This window comes from Microvirga zambiensis WSM3693, assembly GCF_016735695.1.
In the GTDB taxonomy this organism is placed as follows: Bacteria; Pseudomonadota; Alphaproteobacteria; order Rhizobiales; family Beijerinckiaceae; genus Microvirga; species Microvirga zambiensis.
Window position 1 is genome coordinate 1 of record NZ_JAERQD010000168.1, and the last position, 2,099, is coordinate 2,099.

A 2,099-nucleotide genomic window follows, 5' to 3' on the forward strand; every position below is an offset into this window, starting at 1 on the left:
CAGTGTGTGAATGCTATGGCCGGATCCAGCGCATCCGTCAGCGCGTGATGCCGGGCCGCTACCTGCCACCGAAACCAGACGCATAAAGCTGGCGAGCAATTTCGCATCATTCACAGTATGGAATGAGCTTTGGTGAGGCCGCGACGCCCTTGCGGGGCCCGTCGGCCTTGCTCTATGCCGCTCTACTTGGCAGCCCTGACGTCCTCAAGCTTCTGCACGGTGGCCCGAAGTGCTGCAGCAGTCTGCAAAACTTTTGTCAGGCCTTCTTTCGCATTGCCGACCTGCCCAATTCCTAAGGGGCAAAGCGCTGGCGGATCCACACCTGGGCGGCTTCCAGATCTGCAAAGGCGGGATGATTGATTCCGTCGATCCGTCCGAAACCCGCCTCCAGAAACCAATGTCCTGGGACTACCTCGTTCTCCTCAGAGAGATGGGTCAGCACCGCCACAAGCCGCTGCTCTTCGTCGAAGACCAACATGCCCTCTTCATCGAAGCCGTTGGCGACCCTAACAGGCTGAAAGGTGAGGATCATGCTGCTGGCCACTCCTGGACCAGATGAAGATAGAGTGGGTCGAAGTCACCTGCCTCCTTCAACTTCTCCCAGTCAGGAATATTCAGCCAGTCGCCTTTCAGCTCGATCAGGCCGTCGCCGCGCATCTGCTGGAGAACCCGGTTCACATGGACCGGCGAGATGCCGAGCGCATCGGCAATTTCGATCTGGGTGATCGGCAGGTTGCAGGCATGGCCCTCGACCAGGGCGACCGCTCTCATGCGTACCAGCATCTCGCACATGAGATGCGCCATGCGATTGTAGGCTTCGCGGCGTCCGACATTGAGCACCCACTCGCGGAAGATGGCGCCCTCCACCAGCGTCTCGCGCCAGAAGGCGGCGGCGAGCCTGGGATAGCGCATGCACAGATCCCACAAGGCTTCATGGGTGATGAAGCCGACGCTGCATTGGGTCAGGGTGGCGATGCTGATGTCCAGCACCTTCAGGTGCAGGCTTTGGATGTCGGGAATGTCACCTGGGATGCAGAACTTCACAATCTGGCGCCTGCCGTCCCCGGTCATCTTGTAGGTGCAGGTCAAGCCGTTCAGGATCGCGAACGAGCGGGAGGGGCGGTCGCCCTCACGTACGATATCCTGATCCTCCTTGATGACATTCACCTGCATCGGCAGGTTCAGCAGGGCCTGCCGCTCCTCATCGGTGAGCCGGAAGATGCTCTCCAGCTTGCGGATGAGCGGATGGTGGTCGGGATGGATGGTCTGGGGTGCGGCCAAGATGATGCCCCCTGTTCTGCAGGCGGGAGCGCACGCATCTCTCAGCCATCAGCGCCTATAATCGGTTGCTGAGGGTAGTTTCACCTTCCCTCATAAGGGGAGGTCTGTCCCCAACCCATGTTAGTTTTCGGATCTTAAACTGCCGTGGCCAGGGTGGCTCAGTCCTCGGTCTCGATCCGCCATTCCTCAGTCCAGGTGTTCACAGGCTGGCCGGTGAGTTCAGAGATGGCAGTGGTTTCGCGGGAATAGGTCATGGGGTCCGAGGAATCAAAGCGTCTGGAACAGCAGCCTTTGCCGCAATCGAGAACCCAAGATCAAGCCGATCATTGAGCAGAAGCGCTAACTGGTTGAGCGCCTGGTCTGCATCCGAACGATCGGCCTCGGCTCTTTCCTGGAGATACCCAATCAATTGATCGACATCATGAATGATAGGCAGGAGTTTCAGCGCCTGATCCTCGGGAAGCGGCTTTGTGAGAACGGTACCATCTAGGACGACACCCGGGAGAAGATCGTTCAACGCGCTCTTTCGCGCGTTGAACGTAGATAAGATATCCAAGAAGTTATTATAGATGCCATCGAGTTGAGATAGCCGGTTGAAAAGATCACTGTCCCTCAAGGACAGTAACAGAGACAGTTCATCGGCAGTGAAGTCGACGCGGGGCGGTATGCTGGCGAGCGGTCGAACGATTTGCCATGGCTGACCTGCATAACCCTTTCTCTTGGCTTCATCAAAACTTGAAGTGGTGGGTTCAAGTGATGAGCGCAACAGCTTTGGCCAGGGTATCTCCTGGCGTTTGGAAGCCAAGGGTTTTTCTTGG

General features: G+C 57.6%; 3 protein-coding genes. All 3 read right to left on the bottom strand.

Annotated elements, in window-relative coordinates:
• Nucleotides 1-292: 292 nt before the first annotated feature.
• Entirely contained in the window at nucleotides 293-532 is a 240-nt protein-coding gene (locus JKL46_RS34620) for a hypothetical protein (protein ID WP_201842967.1), read from the bottom strand.
• Nucleotides 529-1,281, bottom strand: a complete 753-nt coding sequence (locus tag JKL46_RS34625) for a Crp/Fnr family transcriptional regulator (RefSeq protein ID WP_246529743.1) — start codon at nucleotides 1,279-1,281, stop codon at nucleotides 529-531. Before JKL46_RS34625 ends, JKL46_RS34620 begins: the two co-directional genes overlap by 4 nt.
• Nucleotides 1,282-1,531: 250 nt before the next feature.
• The coding region (locus JKL46_RS34630; RefSeq protein ID WP_210381555.1) for a hypothetical protein at nucleotides 1,532-2,099 on the bottom strand (568 nt) is incomplete at its 5' end.

Bases quoted from the DNA above. Each gene is read 5' to 3' on its own strand.
- JKL46_RS34620 (WP_201842967.1), bottom strand. From the start codon at position 532: ATGATCCTCACCTTTCAGCCTGTTAGGGTCGCCAACGGCTTCGATGAA.